This is a genomic window from Mesorhizobium sp. M1334, from assembly GCF_040317995.1.
In the GTDB taxonomy this organism is placed as follows: domain Bacteria; phylum Pseudomonadota; class Alphaproteobacteria; order Rhizobiales; family Rhizobiaceae; genus Mesorhizobium.
Genome location: NZ_JAMYLM010000013.1, coordinates 38,741 through 63,135, shown reverse-complemented (window position 1 = coordinate 63,135; position 24,395 = coordinate 38,741). Strand labels below are relative to the sequence as shown.

Genomic DNA, 24,395 nt, shown 5'->3' with positions numbered 1-24,395 from the left:
AAGAAATACAGGGAGAAGAAACATGAACTGGTCCAAATCGATGCTGTTTGCCTCGGCGGCCGTGCTGGCTCTGAGCGCCGCCGCGGCACAGGCCGAAAACATGCCGAAGCGCATCGGCTACGTCACCAACTACGCCACGCATGAGTGGTATCAGAACGTCATCAAGGGCATGCAGGCCCGCGCCAAGGAACTCGGTATCGAGCTCGAGGTGCAGGACGCCAATCTGGACGTCGCCAAGGAGGTCTCCGCCGCCGAAGATTTCATGGCCAAGGGCGTCGACGTCCTGATCATCACGCCCGTCAACGAGGAAGGCGTCGTGCCGCTGCTGCGCCAGGCGAAATCCAACAACGTTCCGGTCGTGCTCGAAGGCAATCCGGTTAAGGGCATGACCACAATGGTCGCGATCTGCGACTACGACACCGGCTACACCGCCGGCGTCGAAGCCGGCAAATACGCCCAGGAAAAGCTCGAAGGCAAAGCCAAGGTGATGAATGTCGGCCTGCCGCTGCTGTCCGCCACCGTCCTGCGGTCGCAGGGTTTCATGGACGGCCTGAAGACCATCATCCCCGACGCGGTCATGGTCCACGACCTCGACGGCGGCGGCAATCCCGATCGCGCACTCGAAGTCTCTTCGGCGGCTCTTGCCAAGAACGCCGACATCAACATCATCTACGGCATCAACGATTCCTCCTCGCTCGGCGGCCTTCAGGCCTGGAAAGCGGCCGGCAAGCCGCAGGACGGCCTGCTGACTGTCGGCACCGGCGGCGAAGGCCTCGCCTTCATCAATGCGATGCAGAACGAGCCGTCCTACCGGATCGAGGCCGCGATGTTCCCGGAAAAGGAAGGCTACACCGCCATCGATGCAGCGGTTAAGCTCTTCAACGGCGAAGAGGTGCCGGAACACATCGTCAGCCCGACCGCGCCGATGAACGGTGACGACTGGAAGAAGTTCTACGACTACGATGGCACCATACGCAAAATCAAATGGGATGCCGTCAATGCGCTTCAGCCACCGGAAAAATGCATGAAAACGTCCGCCGATCTGAAGAAGTAAGGATTCCGGGTAGCCCTTCCCACACGGCGGGAAGGGCAGCGGATCGGATATGCCGACGGAAAAACAGGGCAACCGTCCTGTTTTGGCCCGCAGGTTTCCAAACGGCGACGGCACCGATACGGGCCCGGAAATGAAATGGACATGAGCGAGCTTACGCAATCCTCTGCGCCAAGGCGTTTCATCGGCGGCCAGCTGCTGGGCAGCAGCCAGCTGGTGCTCGGCGTGATCCTGGCCGTGCTCTGCATCGCCATGTCGATTGCGGCGCCGCAATTCTATTCCGAGGCCAACATCATCGCCATCCTGCGCCAATGCGCGCTGGTGCTGATCGTTGCCTCCGGCATGACGATGCTGATCATCACCGCGGAAGTCGACCTGTCGGTCGGTGCATCGCTGGCTTTTGTCGGCTGTATCGGCATGGCCGTGCTCAATTCAACACACAGCCTGACGCTCGGCCTGCTGGCGGCACTCGCCTTTTCAGGCGCGGTCGGTCTGTTCAACGGGCTGGTCGTCACCATGCTCAAGGTGAACTCGCTGATCGCCACCATCGGCACCATGATGATGCTGCAGGGCGGCGTCTATCTGTTCACCCGCGAGGCGGTGCAGAACCACCACCGACTTGCCGGCTTCACCGATCTCGGCGCCGGCTATATCGGCGCGATCCCGCTGCCCGTGGTCGTTGCCGCGGTGATTTTCGCGCTGGCCGCGGCAACGCTGCGCTTCACCACGCTCGGCCGTTATCTCTACGCTGTCGGCGCCAACGAGCGCGCGGTTCGTCTCTCCGGCGTGCGCTCGCAACGCTTGAAAATCTTCGCCTTCGTCGTCACCGGCCTCTGCGTCGGCATTGCCGGCATGATCCTGTCGTCGCTGATGAATGCCGGCCAGCCGACCGCCGGCCGCGGCTTCGAGCTGACGGTTATTGCCGCGGTCATCCTCGGCGGCACCAGCCTGCTTGGCGGCCGCGGCTCGCTGCTTGGCACGTTGCTTGGCGTGCTGGTGCTGAAGGTCATCGACAACGGCATCATCATCCTCGGCTGGAACCAGGATCTGCAGATGGTGGTGCCCGGCATCGTCATCATCCTGGCGACCTATCTCGACATCGTGCGGAACAGAGCCAATGTCGGTTGATTTCCTTCACCCCGCCGAAACCGTGGCTGTCGATAAAAGCGTGCCGGCGCTGGAGATGCGCGGCATCGGCAAGCGCTTTCCCGGCGTGGTGGCGCTGGATAACGTCGATCTGACCCTGGAACCCGGCAAAATCCATGCCCTGATGGGCGAGAACGGCGCCGGCAAGTCGACGCTGATCAAGATCATGGCCGGGGTCTACGGCAAGGATGCCGGCACCATCCGCCTGCGCGGCCGCGAGGCCGACATCAAGTCGCCGCGCGACAGCCTGAAAGAGGGCATCAAGGTGGTGTTCCAGGAGATCGCGCTGATCGCCGAATTCAGCGTCGCCGAGAACATCTTCCTCGAAGGCTATCCGACCGGCAAAGGCGGCTCGATCGACTGGAAGAAGATCCGTGCCGATGCGGCCGCTCTGTTCAAACGTATCGGCTTCAACGTCGACCCGGCGGCGCGCACGGGATCGCTGCCGGTCAGCCAGCAGCAGATGGTCGAGATCGCCCGCGCACTCGCCCATGAAGCACGCGTCGTGGTGATGGACGAGCCGACCTCCTCGCTGACGCCGAACGAGGTCTCGCTGCTGTTCACCGTCATTCGCCGGCTGGCCGCGCTCGGCATCGCCGTGCTCTATGTCAGCCACAAGCTCGACGAGGTCTTCGAGATCGCCGACACCGTGACCGTATTGCGCGACGGCCGCCACGTCTCGACCAGGCCGATCGGCGAGCACACCAACGATACGCTGATCCAGGACATGATCGGTCGGCGCATCGAAAACCTGTTCCCGCGCAAGCGCGGTGCACCAGGCAGCAAGGTCGCCCTTTCCGTGCAAGGACTTAGCACGGCGAAGAAGCTGAAGGACGTGTCGTTCGAAGCGCATGCCGGCGAAGTCCTCGGCTTCTTCGGCTTGATGGGAGCGGGCCGGACCGAGCTCGCCAAGGCGATTGTCGGCTTCGATCCGATCACCTCCGGCGCGATTTCGGTCGATGGCAGCCCGCTGCTGCCGCACGACACGCACACCGGCGTCCGGCTCGGCATCGGCCTGCTCACCGAAGACCGCAAGAGCGAAGGGTTGATGGGCGAACTGCCGGTCTACCAGAATGCCAGCCTCGCCTCGCTCGGCGCCTTCGCCAGGATGGGCTTCGTCGATAAGGCAAGCGAACGCAAAGCGGTGCAGGACTATGTCGACCGCTTCCGCATCAGGACGCCGAGCTTGTTCCAGCAGGTCAAGAACCTGTCGGGCGGCAATCAGCAGAAAGTGCTGATCTCGCGCTGGCTGATGCGCGGTCTCAAGGTGATCGTCGTCGACGAACCGACCCGCGGCATCGACGTCGGCGCCAAGTCGGAGATTTTTGCGCTCATCGACCGGCTCGCCGGCGAAGGCCTGGCGGTCGTCATGATGACGTCCGAAATGCCCGAGCTGCTGGGGCTTGCCGACCGCATCGCGGTGATCTGCGAAGGCCGCCTCACCGCGATCGTGTCCCGCGACGAGGCCACGCAGGAGAACATCCTCAATGCGGCGATCGGCTAAGACGATGACGCTTCGCAAAGGGACCAAGTGATGAGCCTGGCAAGCACCGACACCACGAAATCTGGGCCGTCCATGCTGGCGCGGCTCGTCGCACGGCAGGAAGTGGCATTGCTCCTCTGCCTCATCCTGGTGATCGCGTTCTTTTCCTTCACCGCCGAGAATTTCTTCTCCGTGCGCAACATCACCAATGTGCTCGGTCAGGCTTCGCTAGCGCTGACAGCCGGCATAGGCTGCGCCATCGTCTTCATCTCCGGCGAGGTCGACATCTCGATCGGCTCGCTGCTGGCGACGATCGCGCTGCCGCTGATCATCATCATGAACGACACCAACTCGCTTGTGCTCGGCATCAGCGGCGCGCTGCTGTTCGGGCTGATCATCGGCGTCGTGAATGGTTATCTGACGGCCTATGCCAGCATCAACTCGCTGATCGTGACCCTGGGCACGATGTTCATCATGCGCGGCGGTGTCTACCTCTACACCGGCCAGCGCGCCATCCCCGATGATGCAGCGCTCGACAGCTTCATCGCGCTGTCGGACGGTCGCCTGTTCAACGTCGTTCCCTATTCGGCTGTCATTGCCCTCGTTCTGCTCGCCGTCTTCGCCTACGTGATGCAGCACCGGCCGTTCGGGCGGCAGATCTATGCCGTCGGCGGCAATCCGGAAGTAGCGCGGCTGGCAGGCTACGACGTGCGCCGCGTCAAGTTCATCTGCTTCATCATCAGCGCGCTGCTGGCAACGGTAGCCGGCATTATCCTGGCCGCCCGCGTCGGCTCGGCGCAGCATACGGCTGGGCTGAATTTCGAGTTCCAGGTCGTCGCCGCCACCGTGCTCGGCGGGGTGAGCCTTGCCGGCGGCATCGGCAGCCTGACCGGCATGGCGCTCGGCGTGTTGATCCTGCAGTTCCTGTCCAACGGGCTGCGCGGGCTCGGCCTGCCGACCGAATGGCAATTGGTCATCACCGGCATGATCATCATTGCCGCCGTCGCTTTCGACGAAGCGAAGCGCCGGCGCGCCATTGGAGTCTGACATGGATCGTCTCAAAGGGAAAACCGCAATCGTCACCGGCGCCGCCGACGGCATCGGCCATGCGATCAGCGAGGCAATGGCGCGTGAGGGCGCGCACGTCTTCCTCGGCGACATCGATGATGAGAAGGGCGAAATATTCGCAGCCGAGCTGCGCGCCGCCGGCCACCGCGCTGACTACATCCATTGCGACGTGGCGGAGGAGGCCGACATCGCCGCCCTGGTAGACGGCGCCGTCGGCAAAACCGGCCATCTCGACATTCTGGTCAACAATGCCGCCATCGCCATCGGCGGCATGCCGGTCCATGAGATGACCGACGAGCAGTGGCACCGGCTGATCGCAGTCAACCTGACCAGCGTGTTCCGCGGCTGCAAATATGCGCTGCCGCATATGATCGCGCAGAAATCGGGCTCGATCATCAACATGGCCTCGGCGCAAGGTCATATCGGGCTCGACGGCTGGACCGCCTATGCCGGCGCCAAAGGTGCGGTGATGGCGATGACGCGTCAGATGGCGGTCGAGTTCGGCCCGCTCAACATCCGCGTCAACTCGATCTCGCCCGGAACCATCAACACGCCGATGAACGACAAACTGATCAAGGAGATCGGCGGCAATCTCGCCAAGGCCTGGGTGAAAATGCATCCGCTCGGTCGCATCGGCAAACCGTCCGAAGTGGCAGAAGCCGCCGTCTATCTCGCCTCCGACGCCGCCGGCTTCACCACCGGTTCCGACCTGCGCGTCGACGGCGGCCTCACCGCGGCACCCCGCTACGTACCCGACCTGCTTTGACAACCAATGAGACAAAAATGAACAAGGCCCTCGAAGGCGTCCGCATCCTCGATTTCAGCCATCTGCTGCAGGGGCCGTTCGCCACGCAGCTGCTCGGCGACATGGGCGCCGACGTCATCAAGATCGAGCGTTCAGGCGCCGGCGACATGTTCCGCGGCATGACCTTCTTCGCCAAATGGGTCGGCGGCTCCGAAAGCCCGAATTTCCTCGCTTGGAACCGCAACAAGCGCTCCATCGCGCTCAACCTGAAAAGCCGCAAGGTGCATGCCATCATCATGGACATGGCCAAGAAGGCGGACGTGGTGGTGCAGAATTTCCGCCCCGGCGTGCTCGCCAGGCTCGGCTATGGCTACGAGGATTTCAAGGCGGTCAACCCCGCCATCATCTATTGCTCTGGCTCCGGCTATGGCGAGGAGGGCCCCTATGTCGAACGTCCCGGTCAGGACATGCTGATCCAGGGGCTGTCCGGGCTGATCTCCAACACCGGCCGCGGCGATCAGGCTCCTGTTCCGGCCGGTGCCGGCCTCGCCGACCAGATCGGCGCCATGAACATGGTCTACGGCATATTGTCGGCGCTCTACTATCGCGAGAAGACCGGCAAGGGCCAGAAGATCGAGGTCAATCTGCTGGCCGGGATGCTGGCGCACCTCAATCAGGAATATGTCGCCGTGCTCAATCTCGGCGAGGATTTCGTGCGCCCGAATTCAGGCATCGGCCACCCCGGCATGCAGGCGCCGTTCGGTATCTACCAAGCGAAGGACGGTGGCTATGTGTCGATCGCCATGAGCCCGTTCAAGACGCTGTATGAAGTGCTGGAGGCGCCGCAGCTTGCTGTCTACGATGATCTGAAGACGCTGTTCGACAAACGCGACGAGGTGTTCGACAAAGTCAACGCCGAAACCAGGAAGTTTGCCACGCAGGACCTGCTGGCGCGGCTGCTGGCAGTCGACATCTGGTGTGCCGAGGTGAAGGACATAAGGCGCGCAGCCGAGGACCCGCAGGTCAAGCACTTGGGCATGATCACCAGCTACGATCATCCGCGCGGCGGTAAGGTCAGGGTGGTCGCACCGGCGGTCAAGATGAGCGAGACGCCGCCTACCATAGAGCGGCCGGCGCCGCTGGTCGGCCAGCATGGCCGCGAGATACTGGCCGAGTTCGGCCTCTCCAGCGGCGAGATTGCAGCGCTTGAGGCGTCCGGCGACATGACCGTGGATGCTGTCTGACGATGAGCGTTTACCAGACACTCAGCTTGGAAATATCCGGGCGCGTCGCAGTCGTCACCTTCCGGCGCGCCGATCAGCTCAACGCCATGAACCGGCTGATGCAAAGCGAGATCACCGAGGTTTTCGAGGTGCTGTCGCGGGATGACGGGGTCGGCGCGATCGTGGTGACCGGCGAGGGGCGCGGCTTCATGGCCGGCGCCGACATCAAGGAATACGCCGCCCAGACAGCTGCCGAGTTCGACGTCTTCCAGGCCGCCGGCACGCGCATGTATGCGGCGATCGAGCAGAACCGCAAGCCGGTCATCGCCGCGGTCAATGGTTTTGCGCTCGGCGGCGGCATGGAGCTGGTGCTGTGTTGCGACATCGTCATCGCCAACCAGTTCGCGAAGCTCGGCCTGCCCGAGATCAAGCTAGGGCTGGTCCCCGGCGGCGGCGGCACGCAGCGCGGCGTCCAAAAGCTCGGCCGCAACCGCGCCAACCTTTTGCTGATGACCGGCGCCATCGTGCCGGCTTCCGAGCTCGTCGCCTCCGGGCTGGTCAACGAGGTCGTCGACGCCGAAAAGCTGATGCCGCGGGCGCTGGAACTCGCCGGCATGATAGCCGCCGAACCGGCTGCCGCGATCGAGGCATTGAAGGCGCTGACAGCGCATGCCGTGTCGGGCGACTTGGCGGAAGGCCTTGCCCTGGAGCGCGACGTACTGGGCGGGCTTTATCGTAGCGAGACCGGCCAGCAGCGGGTGAAGACGTTCGCCGAAAAAAGCGCCGCGCGGCCGAAGGCTGGGCAATGACATCCTTGGTCAAGCCGAACCGGCCGCGCTTCACCGCTGTCGAGAGCCTGGCCGCGATGGTCGGCGGCGGCGATGTCTTCGGCGTCGGCGGGCATCATTTTGCCCGGTTGCCGATCGCCCTGCTGCGCGCCATCGCCCGCTCGGGCGTCAAGGGCCTACGCTACGTCTGCTGGGCCGGCGGCCTGCCGCTCGAACTGCTCCTCGAAGCGGATGCCGTGGCGGAGATCGACATCTGCTTTTCCAGCCTCGACATTTTTGGTTTGCCGCCGCGCTTCCGCGCCGCCGCCGAGACCAATGCCGTGCCGGTCCGCGACTGGACGGCGCTGGCCATGATCCAGGCGCTGCGGGCGGCGCAGCAGAACCTGCCGTCGATGCTGTTTCAGCTTCCCGAGGGCTCGGACATGCTGGCGCGCGTGCCGGGCGCGATCGCCGCGCCCGATCCGATCGCGGGAATCACGATCGGGTTCATCCCGGCCTTGCGGCTCGACACGTTCGTCGTCCATGCCCAGCGCGCCGACGAGAGCGGCAATGTCCAGATCATCGGGCCGCGGGCGCTGGACTTCGCCATGGCCGGCGCGGCGCGCCAGGTGCTGGTCACGGTTGAGGAAATCGTCCCGGTCGGGGCGCTGCGGCATGACGGCCGGCAAAGCATTTTGACCCGCAATCAGGTGTCGGCCATAGCGCTGGCGCCGGGCGGCGCCTATCCCGCCTCCTGCCTGCCATTCTATGTGACGGATTATCAAGCGTTGGCGGGGGCGTTCGCGGTCAAGGCAATACCTTTGTCGGACAACCTGAGCATGCCTTCGGAAGGCGTGCCGGAGCGGGTTCAAGATGCTGCAAAAGTCCGGGCTGAGACAGTCCTCGCCATGCCCGGGCTCGTGCTCGGCGAAAAGCAGGCGTCCATCGACGAGATCATCGCCGCCCGCATCGCCGCCGAACTCGACAATGCGAGCTTTGCCAGTGCCGGCGCGGTGTCGCCGCTGGCCAATGTCGCCTATCGGCTGGCCAAAGCGACGCACGCGCCGGACATGATCATCGCCACCATGAGTTGCGGCCATCTCGACATCGCACCGAGCCCGATGATCCTGTCGCTGATCGAAAGCCTCGATTGCGAAACGGCGGTGGCGCATGCCGGCGGCGACGACACCTATTCGACCTACTATCAGGCCGGCGCAGTGACGCATGAGATCGTCGGTGCCGCGCAGGTCGATCGACGCGGCCGCGTCAACACCATAGCCTTGCGCAAACGCGATGGCAGCGCCATCCGGCTGCCCGGGCAAGGCGGCATGGCCGATGTCGCCAACATGCACCGCGATTATCTGCTCTACGTCCCCCGCCATTCCGTGCAGTCGCTGGTCGATGCGGTCGAGATCGCCAGCTCGGCGCGCGGACTGTTGACGCAGGCCGAACGCGAGCCGATGGGCTACCGGACCGGCGCGGCGCTAGTGTTCACCGACCTTTGTGTGTTTCGGCTCGACCGGGAGAGCCGGCAACTGGCCGTCATCGAGACCATGCCGGGCGTGACGCGCCAGCAGATCCAGGAGGCCACCGGCTTTGCTGTGATATTCGCTGCCGATTGCCGCGAAGTTCCGCTGCCCGCGAACGAAACGCTCGATGTCCTGCGAAACCGGATCGACCCGCTCGGCCTGCGGCGACTGGAATTCGTCAGCGCCAGGGAGCGCGGCGCGCTGATCGCCGAGATCCTCGCGGCCGACCGCATCATGGTCGAGCGCTGCATCGCCGCGCAGCAATCGCATACCGAAACAGGCTGAAGAGGGGGCGGCGCATGGCAAAGCCGTTGCTCGAAATGTCGGCCGCGAAGGTCTTCTTCGACGGCATCTTCACCAGCCCGCGCGTCGCGCATGCTGAAGGCGTGGCCATCCATCGCGACGGCTCGATCTGGTGCGGCACCGAAACCGGCGACCTGTTGCGGCTGGCCGCCGATGGCAGCTCGGTCGAACGCATGGGCGGCACGGAGGGCTTTCTGCTTGGCATCGCTTTCGATAGCGCAGGCAACTGCTTTGCTTGCGATCTCAGACATGCGGCGGTCTTTCGCTGGGATGCCGCGGTGGCCGAGATGCAACGCTTCGCTTCGGCCGGCATCCGCGTGCCGAATTATCCGATCGTCGACGAGGCGCGCGGCTGGCTCTATGTCTCCGATAGCCTCGGCGAAGACAACCGTTCCGGTATCTTCCGCTATGATCTGAAGACCGGCGAAGGCGGCCTGTGGTGCCGCGAGGCCATGGCCTTCGCCAACGGCATGGCGTTGGCGCCGGATGGCAATGGGCTTTACGTCGTGGAAAGCCACGCGGCCTGCGTCAGCTATGTGCCGATCCGTGCCGACGGCACGGCAGGACCTCGCCAGCTCGTCGTGGACGGCGTGAACAACGTCCCCGATGGCGTCGCCGTGGCGCCGGACGGTTCGCTGTTCATCTCGTGCTACGAGCCGAGCCGCATCTATCGCTGGCGACAAGATAGCGGGCTCGAGGTGCTGATCGAGGATCCGGCGGCAACCACGCTCGCCCATCCCACCAACATCGCCTTCAAGGGCGATAAGCTCTACACCGCAAATCTCGGCCGCTGGCACATTACCGAGATCGACCTGACGGCGATTTCCTAGATCAGGCGGGCGGCGCTCACCAGGGCTATTGCAGGCGACCGTGACTGGTGCGGATGCGCAGCACCTGCACCCGCGACGGCAGCTCGATCAGGAACTCTTCGTCCCGCTCCAGATGATGGATTTTTGTCGGATCGCCACCGGTGAATGCCGCCATCGCCTCGACGTTTTCCCAATAGGAGATCGTCACGAATTCCGAATGGCTCGGCGTGTCCTCGCGAAAGGTCTGCACGCCCAGTGCCTTCTCGATCAGCGGCTTGATGCCGGCTTCGTAATTGTAACTCTCGTAGGCATCCGCCTTTTCAGGCACGGTTCTGCCGCGCCAGATACGAGCGATGGTCGGGGTTTTCTCCGTAATTTCCTCTGTCATGGCCAACGAATCCCTGCTGGTCTGATTGGTCCGCCGGCGTTCGAATGCCAGCCAAGGAACGGATCTCCCCGGCTGGCAGCCTGGTATCCCGTTGCCAGCGGCGGTTTTCATCTTCCCGGCCGACGTAGGTGGCGCTGCCCGGATAGGCCTCCTTGCCGACCGGTGGGAGACTTACTCCTGATCCTCGGCGCCGCCTCCGTGGAAGAAGGACCGGATTTCCTGCATGTCGACGCTGCCGTCACCGTCCTCATCGACGGCGTTGAATATCCGCCCGACGAAATCCTGGACTTCGGTCTGGGAAAGCGCGCCATCGCCGTCGGCATCGACTATGGCGAACATCATTCGCATCCTCGCGCCGTGCATCCCGCGTCCCATGCCACCGCGGCCTCCCGTCTCCCAATCTCGGTCAGGCGGGCCCATCCTGTAGTCGTGATGCCAGCGGTCGCGACCGCGCCGTTCCGCCCGGGGCGCGCGATCCTCTTGCATTCTCTCCTCCAGCATCTCGGTCATCATCTGGCGCATCATATCGCGCATGGCATCCTGGCTCTGCCCGCTCATTCCGGGCGCCGGAGCTGCGGGCGCGGGCGGGCTCGTCTGGCCGAATGCCGGCGCGGCCAACATAGCCAGAGCCGCGGCAACTACAGTGGTTTTGCTTGCGAGCGTCATCGTAATCTCCATCGGTATGAATTGGTGGCTGCTGCATCCAAGCCAAACCGGCTGCTCGCCTCATGGTTCCTGGTAAGTCTGCTCGGCGGCGCAAAAGTCCGCCCGGTCGCGGCAACGAAAGCCGCTTGCCCACGTTGCCGTTGATGCGAAGCTCCACCAGGAGGAAAAAATGGCCGACGATAAGAGCAAGCGGGATTTCCGCGACCGCGATCGCGTTGCTGCGGAAGACGACCGTGAAGTCGAGTATTTTGCCCAACAGAACGGCATCACCGCCGACCAGGTCCGCCAGCTGATCAAGAGCTTCGGCAATGATCGCGGCCGCCTGGTCGAAGCCGCGAAGGCGTTGCGGGGGATTTCACCTGCCGGAGCCGACGAGGTGACCAGGGAAGCCCGCCAGCAGGCGACACCCATGCATCTCGGCAAACCCGACGAGTGATGCCAGGCAGCTGCTCTGCCGCTGCCGCAGGCGTCAGAACTTGCGGCTCAAATAATCCGAGCCGCGCAGGCCGAACCGCCACTCGGCATCGACAGCCTTGGAAATGCCGATCCGGCGGCCTGTAAGAATGGCGCTGGCGTCGCCCGGCCGCCTGAATTCGAATGGCGGCACGTCCAGCGGCAGCCCGTCATGGGATTTGTCGATTGCCAGCGCCTGGCAAAGGCGACCCGGTCCCGAACAAAGCAGCCGGGGGTCGTCAACGCCGCGATTGGCCCGCATCACCTCCAGCCCGGATTGCGGTTCGATTGCGCGGATGAGCACGGCACTGCCGGGCAGGCACACGGCATTGAGACACCAGTGCAGGCCATAGGATCGATAGACATACGCGCTGCCTGGGGTGCCGAACATTGCGCCATTGCGCACCGTCCTGCCACCGAAAGCATGCGAAGCCGGGTCATCGGGGCGATAGGCCTCGGTCTCGACGATGATGCCGCCAACGCCGTGCAAAAGCAGCGTCGCGCCAATCATGTCGCGCGCCACGGTGGTGGCGTCCCGGGCAAAGAATTGATGGTTCGTGGTCAAAGTGCACCGGACGGATCGCGCCTCAACCTGGCGCGGCAGCAAGTTCCTGGACCGGACACGAAATGTCCAGCCACTGCTCTCGGATATGCGATATTCAGCGCAGCATGGCTGCGCCGATGAAAACCGCCGCAGCCAGCACGACGATGGCGGCAATCACCAGCACCGGCCCATATCGGCGCGGCTGGACGTCGGGCTCATCCTTCAGCGGACGCATCGCATTGGCATAGCTCGCCTGGTTGGTGAACTCCGGCTTTTCATGAGGCGCAGACCGATCCTTTGCCGGAACGCTGCCGGCCGATTCCGCGTCCGTTTCCATGGGAGCCGCGGCTGGGTCGATCCCCGGTGTCTTATCCCCTCCGCGCCCGGCGTCGATATCGCCCCGCGCTTGAGCCGGGCTTCGCCCAACAGGTGCTGCGTCGGTCATCGTCGAGGTCCTTTCAGAGCATCGGCCTCAAGCATTCTAACCAGCGTCTCATTCCAAAGTTCCCCCTTCTTAAAGTTCCAACGAGCGGAAGCCGCCTGGGCCTGTTTACAGGAACAACCGACGATCGAGCGGGTTGAGCAAGCATTGGGGAGAGCAAGATGGACTTGGTGCGCCACGCGCCTACATGCGCGGCAGTTCGACAACGGGCCCCAGCGAGCGCGCATGATCTACTTCACCGCCGACACGCATTTCAGCGACCCGCGCATTTTGCGCATTGATCGCCGCCCGTTCGGCTCGCTGGCGGAGCATGATCGGGCGCTCATTGCGTTCTGGAACGAGACTGTCGGTCCGGACGACGAGGTCTGGCACCTCGGCGATTTTGCCAAGGGCTCGGCGTCCTTCGTGTCGTCGCTGCTGTCGTCTCTTCATGGCAGCAAGCACTTGATCATCGGCAACAACGATGCTGCGGCCACCATTGACGCGACGGGTTGGGCGAGCACGCAACATTACAAGGAGCTGACGCTCGGCGGCAGCCTGCTGATCCTTTGCCACTATCCTTTTCGCACCTGGAACCAGATCGGCCGGAGGTCGATCGACCTGCATGGCCATTCGCACGGCCGGCTCACCCCCGTCACACGCCAGTATGACGTCGGTGTCGACAGCTGGGATTTTCGTCCGGTCACGCTTCCCACCATTCTCGCCAGCCGCGGCCGCCGGCCGGCGCGGGCAAAACCCGACTGAAGTCGGCTGGTCGCAACCGGAACCTCTGCGGAGCTGAGGCGTTCGAAAAATTGCAAGGCGTAAAGGCAACGGCAATGGCTCAGAAGATCACGACAGGCGCGAACGACCGGCCGCGCAATGAAACCATCGGCCAATCCGGCGAAGGCCTGCCGGACGACAGCAGCAGGCCGCTCGAGGTCGACGAAGGCTGGGTCGCCCGGTTGAGAAACAAGCTGCAGGGCAAGCCCCGGCAAGCCGCTCAAACCAACATGGACGAGGTTCCGGCAGGCGTCCCCGGCGCTGGCGAGAACATTTGCCGGCGCTGTGCAGGGTCAGGCATGATCGACGGCCGGACCTGCCCCGAATGCGGCGGAACCGGCAAGGTGACGACGCCGATAGGCTGAGGCCAGAGCAATTCCAGGAAAAGTGTGAAACGGTTTTCCGTCCGGAATTGCGTCAAAAAGATAGACCGGTTCTGCGTTTCCCGTGAAACGCAGAACCGTCCAGCACGGTCAGATCGCCGGCACCCACTTCCAGAACACGCCCTCCTTGCGCTCGGGGTAGTGCTTGAAGTCGCATTCGAAGCGCCAGCCGTAATTCTTGGCCGCGGCAAGCGCCTCCTTGCTGACCGGGTTCATGCCCGTTCCCGGCGCAAACCAGTCCTCCAGCAGATCGTCAGGTATGTAGGCGCCGATCCTCAACGGCAGCTTTTCGAGGACGACATCCATTTCGGGTGGTGCGGGCACGGGGCGCTCCTCAAACTATCTCACGAACAAATCATTGGAGACCGATTGAGTTCCAGGCGATCGGTGAGATCGAAGGTATTGTCAGGAACGAGCAGAACATTCGGTCACCTTCCAGACCGCTATCCAATCGAACAAGTCGGTCAATCGGTGACGAGAGTCGCTGCAAGTTGCCGTGAAGCGAATGGTGACTAATGAGCTCAGTGCCTAAGGGTGGCTGCATCGCAAGGATATCTCACGCAGACGCGCTTCACCGCCGTTTGCGCCTGAACGGGAGCGGCATGGAACTTTGGAATGGCGCCAATCGGGAACAGTGATAAACGCATTGGGGAAATTTTTGAGGATTTTGAATTGAGCGATTCGGGTCAATCTGTAGCGACCTTTACACCGCATCAGGCCAAGTATTTCGCGCACTTTTTGACTCGCGAAAGCTTGGCTGCAGAGGATGGACTGACACAATCGCTGTCATCGGCTCGCGTGGACCTCAACCCGCATCAGGTGGATGCAGCGATGTTCGCTCTGCGGTCCCCGCTGTCAAAAGGCGTACTGCTGGCCGATGAGGTCGGTTTGGGAAAGACAATTGAGGCCGCACTGGTGCTCAGCCAGCGTTGGTGGGAACGGCAGCGGCAGCTTCTACTGATCGTGCCCGCCTCGCTTCGGAAACAATGGGCCACCGAGCTTCGCGAAAAATTCTCGCTGCCGTCAGTCATTCTCGACGCGAAGCGTGCGAAAGACCTCGCCAAGGCGGGAAAGCCGAACCCGCTCGGACGCGGCGAAGGGATTATCATCCTTTCCTATGAGTACGCCGCTAGGATCGCGGATCAGCTTCGTGGTATCGGATGGAGCCTCGTGGTCTTCGACGAGGCGCACAAGCTGCGAAACGTCTATCGCGCTACCGAGACATCGCGGGCTGCTGTCCTCCGAGACGCGCTCGCAGGTCGCCAGAAGCTACTCCTCACCGCCACGCCACTGCAGAACAACCTTATGGAACTGTACGGCCTCGTCACCATCATCGATGACACGTATTTCGGCTCCGAACAGGCATTCCGAGCCGAGTTTGGTGGTCGCGAGGATCGTACCTCACAGGCGCTGCTGGCGCGTCGGTTGGAGCCGATCTGCAAACGCACCTTGCGCCGCCAGGTTCAGAAGGCAGGGCTGATCAATTATACCAATCGGCTGGCAAGGACATTTGACTTCACGCCGGACAAGCTGGAAACCGACCTGTACGAGCATATGTCGCGCTATCTGCAGCGCGACGACACGTTGGCGGTCGGTCAGAACGGTCGCCACCTTGTCACCTTGGTGCTGCGCAAAATTCTTGGTTCGTCATCTTTCGCCGTCGCGGCAACACTTGACAAGATGGTCAATCGTCTGGAGCGCAAGCTGCCTGTGAACGAAGAGGCATTAGACGATATAGACGGGCTGCAAGAGACAGCTGAGGAATGGCGCGAGGAAGGCCAAGCGGCCGAGGCCGAGGCGCTGGATGATGACACGGACGACGCCGTCGAAGACATCGACCCCAAACACCTTCAGGCCGAGATCAATGAACTAAAGCGCTACCGCGACCTCGCCGGTTCGATTCAGACGAATGCAAAGGGTAAGGCGCTACTCGATAGCCTGCCGGAAGTTCTCAACGAGATTGTTGCCAAACATGGCCAGCGCAAAGCTGTGATCTTCACCGAGTCTGTTCGCACGCAGACCTATCTGCGCGAGCTGCTGGAAGCGCACGGCTTCAAGGGGCAGACTGTTGTTCTGAACGGCTCAAATTCCGACAAGGACAGCAATATCATATACAAGGCATGGCTGGAGACGCATCACGGGACAGATGTCGTTTCCGGTTCGAAGACGGCGGATATGAAGGCCGCCATCGTGGATGCGTTTCGCAACGACCGCACCATCCTCATCGCAACGGAATCGGGCGCTGAAGGCATTAACCTTCAGTTCTGCTCGCTGTTGATTAACTATGACCTTCCCTGGAACCCACAGCGAGTCGAGCAGCGCATCGGACGTTGCCATCGCTACGGCCAGAAGATCGACGTGACCGTCATCAACTTCATGAACCGGAGAAACCAGGCTGAAGCTCGGATCGTTCAGTTGCTTGAGCAAAAGTTCAAGCTTTTCGATGGCGTGTTTGGCTCCTCGGACGAGGTGCTTGGCGCGATCGAGTCCGGTGTGGATATTGAGCGTCGCATCCTCGACATCGTGCAGTCATGCCGCAACAATGATCAGATCAACGCCGCGTTCGATGCCCTCCAGCGAGAGTTCGCGTTTGAAATCGACGAAGCCAAGATGGCGGCTCGCAACAAACTACTTGCCGAGATGGACGACAAGGTCATCTCTCGCCTGCACTTGCGCAAGGACGCGGTCGCGTCTTCCCTCGACGAGTTCAAACGCGCTCTGCTCAGCCTCGCACGGGCGGAACTGCCGGACGCTCGGTTTCATGCCGACCATGTCGAACGCTTCGACTACGATGGTAAAACGTACTCGTCGGAGTGGCCCGAAGCTGATGTGCGGGGATGGCAATTCTTCAGGTTGGCGGATGACGGCCTGGCAGATCAGATTGTCACAGTTGCAAAGGCACGCGAATTAGACGCTGCGGAAATGAGGTTCGACTACAGCGCCTACGCCGGGAATCTTGGCGATGTTGCACCACTGCGCGGAAACAGCGGTTGGCTGAGGGTTGCTCGCCTGAAGCTGATCACACGGGCGCGAACCTTCGACGAATTGATCTGTGTAGCGTTTACGGATGACGGCACCCCCGTGCATGCCGAAACTGCCGGCCGCATGCTGACGGTGCCCGCGACCGTGATCGGAGCTACGGTCGGGACAGCGCCGGAAACCGACCTGACTAAGGTTCTAGAGGCCAGCAGGACTGAGGTCGTCGGGCGTGCGCAACAGCGCCTTGGAGAATTCCTAAACGAGGAAGAAGAGCGCCTTGATAGCTGGCGCGACGATGCCCGCGTCTCTTACGATCAGCAGATCAAGGCTCTCACGAAGGAAGCCAACGAAAAAAAGAAGGTCGCCCGCGCGGTCCAGAATCTTCAGGAGAAGGTCGAGTTGCAGCGGGAAGCATCGGCGCTCAAACGGCGGGCCGACGACCTCCAGCACCAGTTATATACTCGGCTGAAGGAGATTGACGAAGAGCGTGAACGCATGCTCGACGAAATAGCCGAAAAGTTAAGCCTGACGCCCGAGATGACAACGCTTTTCACGATCCGATGGAGTCTTGCCTGATGGCTGCAAAAACCAAGCTCGAACTGACGTGGATCGGCAAAAATGATCGCCCACGACTCGAGCCGAGAATTCTGATCGCAAATGACAGCTATTCACACCACGCCCGGAAGCGCCGTGAGGGGGACGTTTTCGACAATATACTAATCAAAGGTGACAATCTTCTCGCTCTGCGAGCGCTTACGGACACCCACTCAGGGCTAGTTAAATGCGTCTATCTCGACCCCCCATTCAATACAGGGTCCGCGTTCGAGTACTACGACGATAATCTGGAGCATTCGATATGGCTCCATATGATGCACTCGCGGCTGTCGATAATTCGAGAACTGATGGCGGAGGACGGCGCGATCATCGTACAGCTCGATGACACAGAGGCAGCGTACTGCAAGGTTCTTATGGATGAGGTTTTTGGAAGGAAAAACTATATCACAACGATCACCGTCGAATCATCGACAATTTCGAGCTTTAAAACAGTTAATTCGGGTCCTACCCAGGTTTCGAATTTCTTATTTTTATACGCCAAGAACTAAGACTTGTTTAAATATCATCCGCCATATTTAGGTGATGCCGAAGTTGATCTGGCTCATTTTTCAAGGTTTATAGAGAATTTTGAGGAAGACTGCTCGAAATGGCGATTTAAGAGTATCAACTCATATATCCTTCAACAGTTGGGGTTCGAAGGCGCTACTCCAAACGAGCAGTGGTCTTTAGCAAGGAAGAAACTTGGTGCCGAAGAGGCGACGGAGCGGGTTTCAGGGCTCGCAAACGAGTTTGCAATAAAGAACGCATTTCGTGTGTTCGAGACTAAAACGCTTCAGAAGCCTGCTCGATGGCTTCACAAACCCATCACCCGCTCACGCGAGTCCGAACACGTTATCAAGTTGGATCGCGAAACCGGCGAACCGCTATACCTCTATAGGGGCAGGCAAGTTTATTTTCTGGGGAAGGGACTACGAGTTGTTGACGGGGAGTTGGCCGTTGCCCGACCCGTCTCAAACATTTGGACCGACATCCCTACTAACAACGTTCAAAGCGAAGGGGGAGTAAGTTTTCCTTCAGGGAAGAAGCCGGAGTTTCTGCTACGACGAGTGATCCAGATGATAACGGACTCTCCAAACGACATCGTCCTAGATTCATTTGCCGGATCGGGGACAACCGGCGCGGTTGCCCACAAAATGAAGAGGCGGTGGATTATGATCGAGGCCGGAGACCACTGTGAAACGCACATCGTGCCTCGACTGAAGTGTGTGATCGATGGCAAAGATTCCGGCGGCATTAGCGACATCACTGGATGGACGGGTGGTGGTGGCTACCGGTATTTCGCGCTGGCGCCGTCGCTTCTCGAAAAAGACCAGTTTGGCCAATGGGTAATTTCAAAATCCTACAATCCTGAGATGCTGGCCGAGGCGATGTGCAAGCATTTCGGCTTCACCTATGCGCCTTCAGCCGAACATTACTGGAAGCACGGCCATTCGTCGGAGACGGACTTTATCTACGTTACGACCAACAGTTTGACCCATGACAGCTTCGCGCGATCTCGGAAGATGTCGGGCTGGAGCGCACCCTTTTGATCTGCTGCAAGGCGTTTCAAGTTGCCAGTACTGACAGCTTCGATAACTTAACCATCCGGAAGATTCCGGGAGCCATCCTCGACAGCTGCGAGTGGGGCAAGGACGACTACTCGCTGAAGATCGAGAGCTTGCCGTCGATCGACGAAGACCTCGAGGTCGACGAAGCACCGCGCCGGAGGCCCGGTTCGGTGTCTAACCAACCGACCCTCTTTGACCGCGATGAGGAGGAGGCTTGAGCGCCTTAGTTGTCGATCCGAAGCGAGCTTTTACTCAGATTAACCAGCGTCTGTCGCTTCGGAGGCCGCAGACAGAATCCTTACGACGCTTGGCTGATATCGTGGACCTCATCGCGCCGACGAAGGAGACGGACATAGAATCTGCGCGTGAGGCAATCCGGACAACTTATGGCGATCTGGAGGATGCCGATTTCGACGACTTCGAGCGTGATTTCCCCAGCGTCTGCTTCGCTTTAGCAACTGGTGTAGGGAAGACGCGGTTGATGGGAGCGTTCGTTAGCTACCTATACATGATCGGCAAATCCCGCAACTTCTTCGTATTGGCGCCGAATCTAACGATTTATGAGAAGCTTCTGGCCGACTTCCAACCCTCTAGTCCGAAGTATGTTTTCAAGGGGGTCGAAGCGTTCGCTCATCAGCCACCGCTCATCGTCAATGCCGAGAACTACGAGGAAGGACGGGGCGTGCGTGGCACGGACATGTTGGGGCAGGAAGGTGCCATCATTAACATTTTCAACATCTCAAAAATCAACTCGGAGGCGAGAGGTGGCCGTTCACCTCGCATGAAGCGCTTATCGGAATATATCGGCGATAGTTACTTTGCGTATCTCGCCGGCCTGGACGATCTCGTGCTTCTTATGGACGAGGCCCACAGGTATCGTGGATCGGCGGGCGCTGCTGCTATCGCCGAATTGAGGCCAATTCTCGGTCTGGAGGTAACGGCCACGCCTAAAAGTGTGGGGGCAAAATCGGCTGATTTCAAAAATGTTGTCTATCGTTATGATCTGCCCAGTGCCATGGAAGATGGCTATGTCAAAGAGCCAGCGGTGGGCACCCGCGCCAATTTCGATCCGAGGTCAGTCAGTGAGGACATGCTCGAACGGATCAAGCTTGAAGACGGCATTCACTACCATGAGCACGTCAAGGTCGCGCTCCAGACTTACGCTAAGCAGAACGAGGTACGTACAGTACATCCCTTCATGCTGGTGGTGACGCAAGACACAGAACATGCCCGCAAGGTACGCGAATTCGTTGAGTCTGGAACCTTCTTCGATGGCCGTTATAAAGGCCGCGTTGCTGAAATTCATTCCAAGCTAACCGGCGAGGAAAGCGATGAAAATGCCCAGCGCTTGCTGAACATCGAGCGAAGCGGCGATACCGACATCGTGATTCACGTCAACAAGCTGAAGGAAGGTTGGGACGTCTCCAATCTATTCACCATCGTTCCCCTACGCGCCTCGGCCTCAGACATATTGACCGAGCAGACACTAGGGCGGGGCCTTCGCCTTCCCTACGGCAAACGGACTGGTGTCGAGGCGGTCGATACGCTGACAGTGATTGCTCATGACCGCTTCAACGATTTGATCGAACGCGCCAAGACAGCTGACGGCGTGATCCACAAACTCAAGCAGGTAAGAATCGGAGAGGGCGGGGATGTATCGGCAGGGAAGCCAGTTATGGTCGAGGCTCCCTCGATCATTCAGCAGATGCTTCAACAAGTCTCCCATACGCCCGACACTACGGAACAGGAGTTTGCACCCGAAGCGGTGCCGAAGGGCATGTCAGAGCCGCCAGCACCAGCTTTCACGTTCGACAAACCCGAGGAACTGGCGTTGGCACAGACTGTGCTGACGGACGTTCTTCCGTCGATCAAATCGCAGGTCACGACCATTCAACAGCTGCAGGACAAAAAGATCGTCAAGCGCATCGTTGCCGACGCGATGGCCATCCAGCGCTCTAAGGAAGGCCCGTTCTCAAACGTGACGCCCGAACGTGCCGAGGCTATCGTTACAGAATTCTGCGCTGCGTATGTGGCCCGTACCATCGCAATTCCGAGCCTGACGCTAACACCGCAGGAGCAGGTTTCATTTGGGTTTCGGTCGTTCACATTGGATGTAGGTAGTTGGAACTATCAGCCCCTTTCCCGTGAACTTCTTGTACAGGTTCTAAGGACGGAGAAACGCACAGTCATCAGCGGGGACGATGGGGGCCATCGGCCCACCCGGCTCGAAGACTATCTGGTCTCCAAGTTGATTGACTTCGACGAGATCGACTATGACGCCCATGCTGAGCTTCTCTACGATCTGGCTGGCCAAGTGGTGGCCCGGCTCCGCTCCTACCTGAAGGATGACGAGGAAGTGCGGAACGTCATGCAAGGACGTGGCAAGGAAATGGCCACGGCTATTCTAGTCCAGATGCGCAAGCATATGTGGCGGACGCAAACCACGTATCGTGTCTCCTTGAATGCGGCCTTTGGCGAGTTGAAGCCGCAGGCGTTCGACGGATCGGGCAGGGACGCAATTCGCGACTTCCGAACACCTCCAGAACGGCTCAGTGAGATCAAGCGTTTTATTTTCACCGGCTTTAAGCGCGGCTGCTATTGGCAAGCGAAATTTGATTCCGACACCGAGCGCAAGTTGGCTGTCCTTTTGGAATCGGATCCCTCCGTCGAACTCTGGATGAAGCCGGGACCCAATCAGTTCAAGATTTTCGATTCCGAGGGACACGCCTATCAGCCGGATTTCGTCGTCGAGACCAAGACTGAAAAGCTAATCATTGAGACGAAACGTCGGTCCGATATGGACGACGCCGACGTTCGGCGTAAGGCACGCGCAGCGACGCTGTGGTGCATGATCGCCACCGAGCATCACTCAAAAGCTTATGGCTCAAAGCCTTGGCGATATGTCTTGGTGCCGGATGATGCTGTAGAGGTCAACTCGACCCTGTCTGGCTTGCTGTCCACCCATACTGTAGTCGCAGATACTGAACTAAGGATTCAGTTCGATCTCACACTAAATCCCACTGCGCCAGCGCTATCGGTACAGTCATTGTTACGGCGGGTTTCTGTTGCCCTTATCGCGGCATTTTTTTCAACCCCCTTTGGTTTCCTTCTTTGCAAAATGGCGAGAGCAGCTACGTCATGGGGAGAATGGGTCTGTCAAAACGCTGTTGCCGAATACATTCGGGGCAGCGTCGCACTGAATGTTGGTGTAACTAAGCCATCGATTTTGGCGCACCCGACAGGATTCGAACCTGTGACCTCTGCCTTCGGAGGGCAGCGCTCTATCCAGCTGAGCTACGGGTGCCTTCAGGATCGGCGATCCGGAAAACGAACCAGCCGGTAAACCGGCCAGCCACGGCTTCTTAGCGGAAGCCGGGCCGGGCTTCAACGGGCAATCGCGGACGGACTCACGTTGCCGTAGCGTCCCCTGGGATAGATACCTGCCCCGCCCGGCGGCCGCGGCTGCTCATGCGGTCACGGTAAGCACCGCCTTGCCGCTGATGCTGCGCTGCCGCAGCGCGTCGAGGGCTTGGCCGACGTCTCGCCACGGCACGGTCAGGACCACGCGCGTTTCGAGCTGGCCGGCTGCGATCAGCGCGAGCAGCGAGGCGATGTCGGCGCCGACCTCCGGACCGGACGTGTAGTAGGCGAAGGTCTGAAGCCGCGCGCCCTCGTGACCCGGCACGAACTCGCGGAAGCCGATGGGCGTGAGTTCGCCGCTGCTCGAGCCGAACATGACGACGGTCCCGCCAGGCGCCACCCGTTCGATCGCGTGGGCGAGGCTGTCGCCGCCGACCGATTCGGTAATCAGCGAGAACAGTCCTTCGGCCAGCTCGACCGTTTCGACGACCCGCCCGGCTCCCAGGTTGCGGAGATCCGCGGCATGCCGAGCGGCGGCGACCGCCGTCACCGACGCGCCCTGCTGGCGGGCGAGCTGGACCTGGAAACGGCCGACCGCGCCGCTTGCGCCGGTAATCAGGACCCGCTGGCCGGCCAGGTCGCCGCCGAGGCGCAGGGTCCGCAGCGCGGTCGTGCCTGCGACAGGGACAGTGGCGGCGGCAACGAAGCTGACGTCGTCCGGCAGGATGGCGAGGTGGTCGGTTGGAACGGCAACATTTTCGGCCCACCCGGCCTGGTCGACCAGAGCTGCAACGCGGGCGCCGACGGCCGGCCCGGAGCCGTCGGCCGCGGCGCGCTCGACAATTCCGGCGACGTCCTGGCCAGGCACCCAGCCGTTCGGGCGGATGTTGAGCAGGCGCAGTTCGCCGCGGTTCAGCGAGACGGCGCGGACCGAGACCAGCGCCTCGTGCGGGGCGGGCTCGGGTTCGTCAAGCTCGGCGAGCTTCAACCCTGTGGCGCTGTCGAGAGAGGTGACTAAAGCGAGCATGGCGTCATGCCTCCTTGCTGCGGCGTGCCATGCCTCGGACGTGCCCGGCTTGGCGGACAGGCGCGGGGCGGAGGGTCTCGGAGCCCAGCCGCACGTCGAGGCAGCGGGCCGAACAGGCCAAGCCGTCGCCGCTTCCGAGGGCCGCTGACGATGCGATCGACCGCCGGGCGTCTGACCAATCTTCTCATCATTTTTGCAGGCTCCTGACTCATTCGCAGTCGGAGCCTATCGACTTTGCCGATGGCAGGATTTAGATATCGTGCCAATTGATCGCTAAAATCAGTCAAAATGAGACAGCCGCTTCGCTACCCCTGGCCGAATTTCAATCCCGATGACGTCCTTGCACCGGCAATTGCCGTGCGCGTCGACGTTCCCGAGACCAGGGCGGAGGTGCCGGACCATCGCCACCGCAAGGCGCAACTCGTCTTCGCGCTGGGAGGTGGCGTCACATGTCGCGTTCCCAGCGGCCTGTGGATGGTGCCGCCTCATTGCGGGGTGTGGATTCCGGGTGGCATGCAGCACAGCAACGTCGCGACCGCCAATGCACGGATTTTTTTCGTCTATATCGAACCGGGAGCTGCCGACCTGCCGGACCGGTGCTGCACGCTTTCGATCTCGCCGTTGCTGCGCGAGCTCATCATCGAGCTGGCGGATGGCGGTGAGGACGATGAAGCGAGGGGCGAACTCCTGACCATGGTACTGCTATCCGAACTGCCGCGCATGCCTGTCCAGCGACTACATTTGCCGATCTCGTCCGAGCCGCGCTTGAGGCGCATCGCCGCGGCGCTGGCGGAAGATGCCGCCGACCGCAGCACCCTGGCGGAATGGGCCAATCGCGTCGCGCTCAGCGAGAGCAGTCTCGCACGTCTCGTGGTCAAGGAGACAGGGCTGACCTTCGGGCGCTGGCGCCAGCAATTGCACTTGATCGTCGCGATGCGCGAGCTGGCCTCCGGCGCCAGCGTGCAGCAGGTTTCGGCCGATCTCGGCTATGAATCGGTCACCGCCTTCATCACCATGTTCAAGAAAGCGCTTGGCAAGCCGCCGGCAAAGTATCTTAGCAGTGTCGCGCAAAATGGCGGCTCTGCGTTTGTCGCCTGATGAGCGC

25 protein-coding genes, 1 tRNA gene and 2 pseudogenes are annotated in these 24,395 nt (G+C 61.1%); 19 read left to right on the top strand and 9 right to left on the bottom strand.

What is annotated here, in order from left to right; translation table 11 throughout:
- Positions 1–22 precede the first annotated feature (22 nt).
- The 9 genes from NKH17_RS21250 (at position 23) to NKH17_RS21210 (ending at position 10,145) form a co-directional block, all read left to right on the top strand.
- Positions 23–1,054: a sugar ABC transporter substrate-binding protein gene (locus NKH17_RS21250; RefSeq protein WP_352647911.1), complete on the top strand. Its 1,032-nt coding sequence runs from the start codon at positions 23–25 to the stop codon at positions 1,052–1,054.
- A gap of 141 nt (positions 1,055–1,195) precedes the next feature.
- Positions 1,196–2,179, top strand: coding sequence for an ABC transporter permease (locus NKH17_RS21245; protein ID WP_352898394.1), 984 nt, complete (start codon positions 1,196–1,198; stop codon positions 2,177–2,179).
- Positions 2,169–3,701 (top strand): sugar ABC transporter ATP-binding protein, encoded by a 1,533-nt coding sequence (locus NKH17_RS21240; RefSeq protein WP_352898396.1) that lies wholly within the window; start codon positions 2,169–2,171, stop codon positions 3,699–3,701. Before NKH17_RS21245 ends, NKH17_RS21240 begins: the two co-directional genes overlap by 11 nt.
- 30 nt (positions 3,702–3,731) lie before the next feature.
- Entirely contained in the window at positions 3,732–4,727 is a 996-nt protein-coding gene (locus tag NKH17_RS21235) for an ABC transporter permease (protein ID WP_352898398.1), read from the top strand.
- 1 nt (position 4,728) lies between these two features.
- Positions 4,729–5,514: an SDR family NAD(P)-dependent oxidoreductase gene (locus NKH17_RS21230; RefSeq protein ID WP_352898401.1), complete on the top strand. Its 786-nt coding sequence runs from the start codon at positions 4,729–4,731 to the stop codon at positions 5,512–5,514.
- 17 nt (positions 5,515–5,531) lie between these two features.
- Positions 5,532–6,737 (top strand): CaiB/BaiF CoA transferase family protein, encoded by a 1,206-nt coding sequence (locus tag NKH17_RS21225; protein WP_352701061.1) that lies wholly within the window; start codon positions 5,532–5,534, stop codon positions 6,735–6,737.
- A 2-nt stretch (positions 6,738–6,739) separates the two neighbouring features.
- Positions 6,740–7,525, top strand: coding sequence for an enoyl-CoA hydratase/isomerase family protein (locus NKH17_RS21220; protein WP_352898403.1), 786 nt, complete (start codon positions 6,740–6,742; stop codon positions 7,523–7,525).
- The gene (locus NKH17_RS21215; RefSeq protein ID WP_352898405.1) at positions 7,522–9,297 is read left to right on the top strand and encodes a CoA-transferase; all 1,776 of its coding nucleotides are present in this window, start codon (positions 7,522–7,524) and stop codon (positions 9,295–9,297) included. The genes NKH17_RS21220 and NKH17_RS21215 overlap by 4 nt, the downstream gene beginning before the upstream one ends.
- 14 nt (positions 9,298–9,311) lie before the next feature.
- Positions 9,312–10,145, top strand: coding sequence for an SMP-30/gluconolactonase/LRE family protein (locus tag NKH17_RS21210; RefSeq protein ID WP_352647893.1), 834 nt, complete (start codon positions 9,312–9,314; stop codon positions 10,143–10,145).
- Between the two features lie 25 nt (positions 10,146–10,170).
- On the opposite strand, the gene NKH17_RS21205 is transcribed toward NKH17_RS21210, so the two are convergent.
- Together NKH17_RS21205 and NKH17_RS21200 are read right to left on the bottom strand one after the other, a co-directional pair.
- Complete coding sequence (locus NKH17_RS21205) at positions 10,171–10,512, bottom strand: antibiotic biosynthesis monooxygenase family protein (protein WP_352898406.1); 342 nt, start codon at positions 10,510–10,512, stop codon at positions 10,171–10,173.
- A 171-nt stretch (positions 10,513–10,683) separates the two neighbouring features.
- Positions 10,684–11,178, bottom strand: coding sequence for an EF-hand domain-containing protein (locus tag NKH17_RS21200; protein WP_352476969.1), 495 nt, complete (start codon positions 11,176–11,178; stop codon positions 10,684–10,686).
- A gap of 169 nt (positions 11,179–11,347) precedes the next feature.
- Between NKH17_RS21200 and NKH17_RS21195 the strand changes: the two genes are divergently transcribed.
- Positions 11,348–11,614 carry a DUF3606 domain-containing protein gene (locus tag NKH17_RS21195; RefSeq protein ID WP_352701054.1) on the top strand — a complete coding sequence of 89 codons (267 nt, stop codon included), beginning with the start codon at positions 11,348–11,350 and terminating at the stop codon, positions 11,612–11,614.
- A gap of 33 nt (positions 11,615–11,647) precedes the next feature.
- Here the strand turns inward: NKH17_RS21195 and NKH17_RS21190 are convergent, their stop codons facing one another.
- Both NKH17_RS21190 and NKH17_RS21185 read right to left on the bottom strand, forming a co-directional pair.
- Positions 11,648–12,196 carry a DNA-3-methyladenine glycosylase gene (locus NKH17_RS21190; protein WP_352898409.1) on the bottom strand — a complete coding sequence of 183 codons (549 nt, stop codon included), beginning with the start codon at positions 12,194–12,196 and terminating at the stop codon, positions 11,648–11,650.
- 94 nt (positions 12,197–12,290) lie between these two features.
- The gene (locus NKH17_RS21185) at positions 12,291–12,620 is read right to left on the bottom strand and encodes a hypothetical protein (RefSeq protein WP_352507011.1); all 330 of its coding nucleotides are present in this window, start codon (positions 12,618–12,620) and stop codon (positions 12,291–12,293) included.
- A 222-nt stretch (positions 12,621–12,842) separates the two neighbouring features.
- Between NKH17_RS21185 and NKH17_RS21180 the strand changes: the two genes are divergently transcribed.
- Together NKH17_RS21180 and NKH17_RS21175 are read left to right on the top strand one after the other, a co-directional pair.
- Positions 12,843–13,361 (top strand): metallophosphoesterase, encoded by a 519-nt coding sequence (locus NKH17_RS21180; RefSeq protein ID WP_352898411.1) that lies wholly within the window; start codon positions 12,843–12,845, stop codon positions 13,359–13,361.
- Between the two features lie 74 nt (positions 13,362–13,435).
- Positions 13,436–13,744 (top strand): hypothetical protein, encoded by a 309-nt coding sequence (locus NKH17_RS21175; protein WP_352477109.1) that lies wholly within the window; start codon positions 13,436–13,438, stop codon positions 13,742–13,744.
- A 108-nt stretch (positions 13,745–13,852) separates the two neighbouring features.
- Here the strand turns inward: NKH17_RS21175 and NKH17_RS21170 are convergent, their stop codons facing one another.
- Positions 13,853–14,086: a hypothetical protein gene (locus NKH17_RS21170; protein WP_352800917.1), complete on the bottom strand. Its 234-nt coding sequence runs from the start codon at positions 14,084–14,086 to the stop codon at positions 13,853–13,855.
- A 291-nt stretch (positions 14,087–14,377) separates the two neighbouring features.
- Between NKH17_RS21170 and NKH17_RS21165 the strand changes: the two genes are divergently transcribed.
- The 5 genes and pseudogenes from NKH17_RS21165 to NKH17_RS21145 all read left to right on the top strand — a co-directional run.
- A complete protein-coding gene (locus NKH17_RS21165; protein WP_352898413.1) occupies positions 14,378–17,317 on the top strand; it encodes an SNF2-related protein in 2,940 nt (979 codons plus the stop codon).
- A complete protein-coding gene (locus tag NKH17_RS21160) occupies positions 17,317–17,844 on the top strand; it encodes a DNA methyltransferase (protein WP_352898415.1) in 528 nt (175 codons plus the stop codon). The genes NKH17_RS21165 and NKH17_RS21160 overlap by 1 nt, the downstream gene beginning before the upstream one ends.
- A 3-nt stretch (positions 17,845–17,847) precedes the next feature.
- Positions 17,848–18,885, top strand: coding sequence for a DNA methyltransferase (locus tag NKH17_RS21155; RefSeq protein ID WP_352898417.1), 1,038 nt, complete (start codon positions 17,848–17,850; stop codon positions 18,883–18,885).
- Positions 18,882–19,121 carry a hypothetical protein gene (locus NKH17_RS21150; RefSeq protein ID WP_352898420.1) on the top strand — a complete coding sequence of 80 codons (240 nt, stop codon included), beginning with the start codon at positions 18,882–18,884 and terminating at the stop codon, positions 19,119–19,121. The genes NKH17_RS21155 and NKH17_RS21150 overlap by 4 nt, the downstream gene beginning before the upstream one ends.
- A pseudogene (locus tag NKH17_RS21145) lies at positions 19,118–19,843 on the top strand (DEAD/DEAH box helicase family protein); the annotation flags it as partial. The gene NKH17_RS21150 and the pseudogene NKH17_RS21145, both read left to right, overlap by 4 nt.
- Positions 19,844–19,978: 135 nt before the next feature.
- Here NKH17_RS21145 and NKH17_RS21140 read toward each other — a convergent pair.
- A complete protein-coding gene (locus tag NKH17_RS21140) occupies positions 19,979–20,209 on the bottom strand; it encodes a hypothetical protein (RefSeq protein ID WP_352898422.1) in 231 nt (76 codons plus the stop codon).
- A 180-nt stretch (positions 20,210–20,389) separates the two neighbouring features.
- Positions 20,390–20,617, bottom strand: a complete 228-nt coding sequence (locus NKH17_RS21135) for a hypothetical protein (protein ID WP_352898425.1) — start codon at positions 20,615–20,617, stop codon at positions 20,390–20,392.
- Here NKH17_RS21135 and NKH17_RS21130 point away from each other — a divergent pair.
- Positions 20,579–21,715, top strand: a pseudogene (locus NKH17_RS21130) (restriction endonuclease); the annotation flags it as partial. The gene NKH17_RS21135 and the pseudogene NKH17_RS21130 sit on opposite strands and share 39 nt — an antisense overlap.
- Positions 21,716–22,130: 415 nt before the next feature.
- Here the strand turns inward: NKH17_RS21130 and NKH17_RS21125 are convergent.
- Positions 22,131–22,207: transfer RNA gene (locus NKH17_RS21125), tRNA-Arg, on the bottom strand.
- 162 nt (positions 22,208–22,369) lie between these two features.
- Positions 22,370–23,290 carry a zinc-binding dehydrogenase gene (locus NKH17_RS21120; protein ID WP_352898427.1) on the bottom strand — a complete coding sequence of 307 codons (921 nt, stop codon included), beginning with the start codon at positions 23,288–23,290 and terminating at the stop codon, positions 22,370–22,372.
- Positions 23,291–23,578: 288 nt separating this feature from the next.
- Between NKH17_RS21120 and NKH17_RS21115 the strand changes: the two genes are divergently transcribed.
- Positions 23,579–24,388: an AraC family transcriptional regulator gene (locus tag NKH17_RS21115; protein ID WP_352898429.1), complete on the top strand. Its 810-nt coding sequence runs from the start codon at positions 23,579–23,581 to the stop codon at positions 24,386–24,388.
- The last annotated feature ends 7 nt before the right edge of the window (positions 24,389–24,395 follow it).

What these genes read in the sequence shown, in the direction of transcription:
- NKH17_RS21225 (WP_352701061.1), top strand. Translation starts at nt 5,532, where the DNA reads ATGAACAAGGCCCTCGAAGGCGTCCGCATCCTCGATTTCAGCCATCTG.
- NKH17_RS21215 (WP_352898405.1), top strand. Translation starts at nt 7,522, where the DNA reads ATGACATCCTTGGTCAAGCCGAACCGGCCGCGCTTCACCGCTGTCGAG.
- NKH17_RS21180 (WP_352898411.1), top strand. Translation starts at nt 12,843, where the DNA reads ATGATCTACTTCACCGCCGACACGCATTTCAGCGACCCGCGCATTTTG.
- NKH17_RS21120 (WP_352898427.1), bottom strand. Translation starts at nt 23,290, where the DNA reads ATGCTCGCTTTAGTCACCTCTCTCGACAGCGCCACAGGGTTGAAGCTC.
- NKH17_RS21165 (WP_352898413.1), top strand. Translation starts at nt 14,378, where the DNA reads ATGGCGCCAATCGGGAACAGTGATAAACGCATTGGGGAAATTTTTGAG.
- NKH17_RS21210 (WP_352647893.1), top strand. Translation starts at nt 9,312, where the DNA reads ATGGCAAAGCCGTTGCTCGAAATGTCGGCCGCGAAGGTCTTCTTCGAC.
- NKH17_RS21195 (WP_352701054.1), top strand. Translation starts at nt 11,348, where the DNA reads ATGGCCGACGATAAGAGCAAGCGGGATTTCCGCGACCGCGATCGCGTT.
- NKH17_RS21200 (WP_352476969.1), bottom strand. Translation starts at nt 11,178, where the DNA reads ATGACGCTCGCAAGCAAAACCACTGTAGTTGCCGCGGCTCTGGCTATG.
- NKH17_RS21245 (WP_352898394.1), top strand. Translation starts at nt 1,196, where the DNA reads ATGAGCGAGCTTACGCAATCCTCTGCGCCAAGGCGTTTCATCGGCGGC.
- NKH17_RS21240 (WP_352898396.1), top strand. Translation starts at nt 2,169, where the DNA reads ATGTCGGTTGATTTCCTTCACCCCGCCGAAACCGTGGCTGTCGATAAA.
- NKH17_RS21235 (WP_352898398.1), top strand. Translation starts at nt 3,732, where the DNA reads ATGAGCCTGGCAAGCACCGACACCACGAAATCTGGGCCGTCCATGCTG.
- NKH17_RS21185 (WP_352507011.1), bottom strand. Translation starts at nt 12,620, where the DNA reads ATGACCGACGCAGCACCTGTTGGGCGAAGCCCGGCTCAAGCGCGGGGC.
- NKH17_RS21140 (WP_352898422.1), bottom strand. Translation starts at nt 20,209, where the DNA reads ATGAATTTCAGCAACGCGGCCTTTATAACGGCCATCGAAGAAGGTTCC.
- NKH17_RS21115 (WP_352898429.1), top strand. Translation starts at nt 23,579, where the DNA reads ATGAGACAGCCGCTTCGCTACCCCTGGCCGAATTTCAATCCCGATGAC.
- NKH17_RS21205 (WP_352898406.1), bottom strand. Translation starts at nt 10,512, where the DNA reads ATGACAGAGGAAATTACGGAGAAAACCCCGACCATCGCTCGTATCTGG.
- NKH17_RS21220 (WP_352898403.1), top strand. Translation starts at nt 6,740, where the DNA reads ATGAGCGTTTACCAGACACTCAGCTTGGAAATATCCGGGCGCGTCGCA.
- NKH17_RS21230 (WP_352898401.1), top strand. Translation starts at nt 4,729, where the DNA reads ATGGATCGTCTCAAAGGGAAAACCGCAATCGTCACCGGCGCCGCCGAC.
- NKH17_RS21175 (WP_352477109.1), top strand. Translation starts at nt 13,436, where the DNA reads ATGGCTCAGAAGATCACGACAGGCGCGAACGACCGGCCGCGCAATGAA.
- NKH17_RS21160 (WP_352898415.1), top strand. Translation starts at nt 17,317, where the DNA reads ATGGCTGCAAAAACCAAGCTCGAACTGACGTGGATCGGCAAAAATGAT.
- NKH17_RS21250 (WP_352647911.1), top strand. Translation starts at nt 23, where the DNA reads ATGAACTGGTCCAAATCGATGCTGTTTGCCTCGGCGGCCGTGCTGGCT.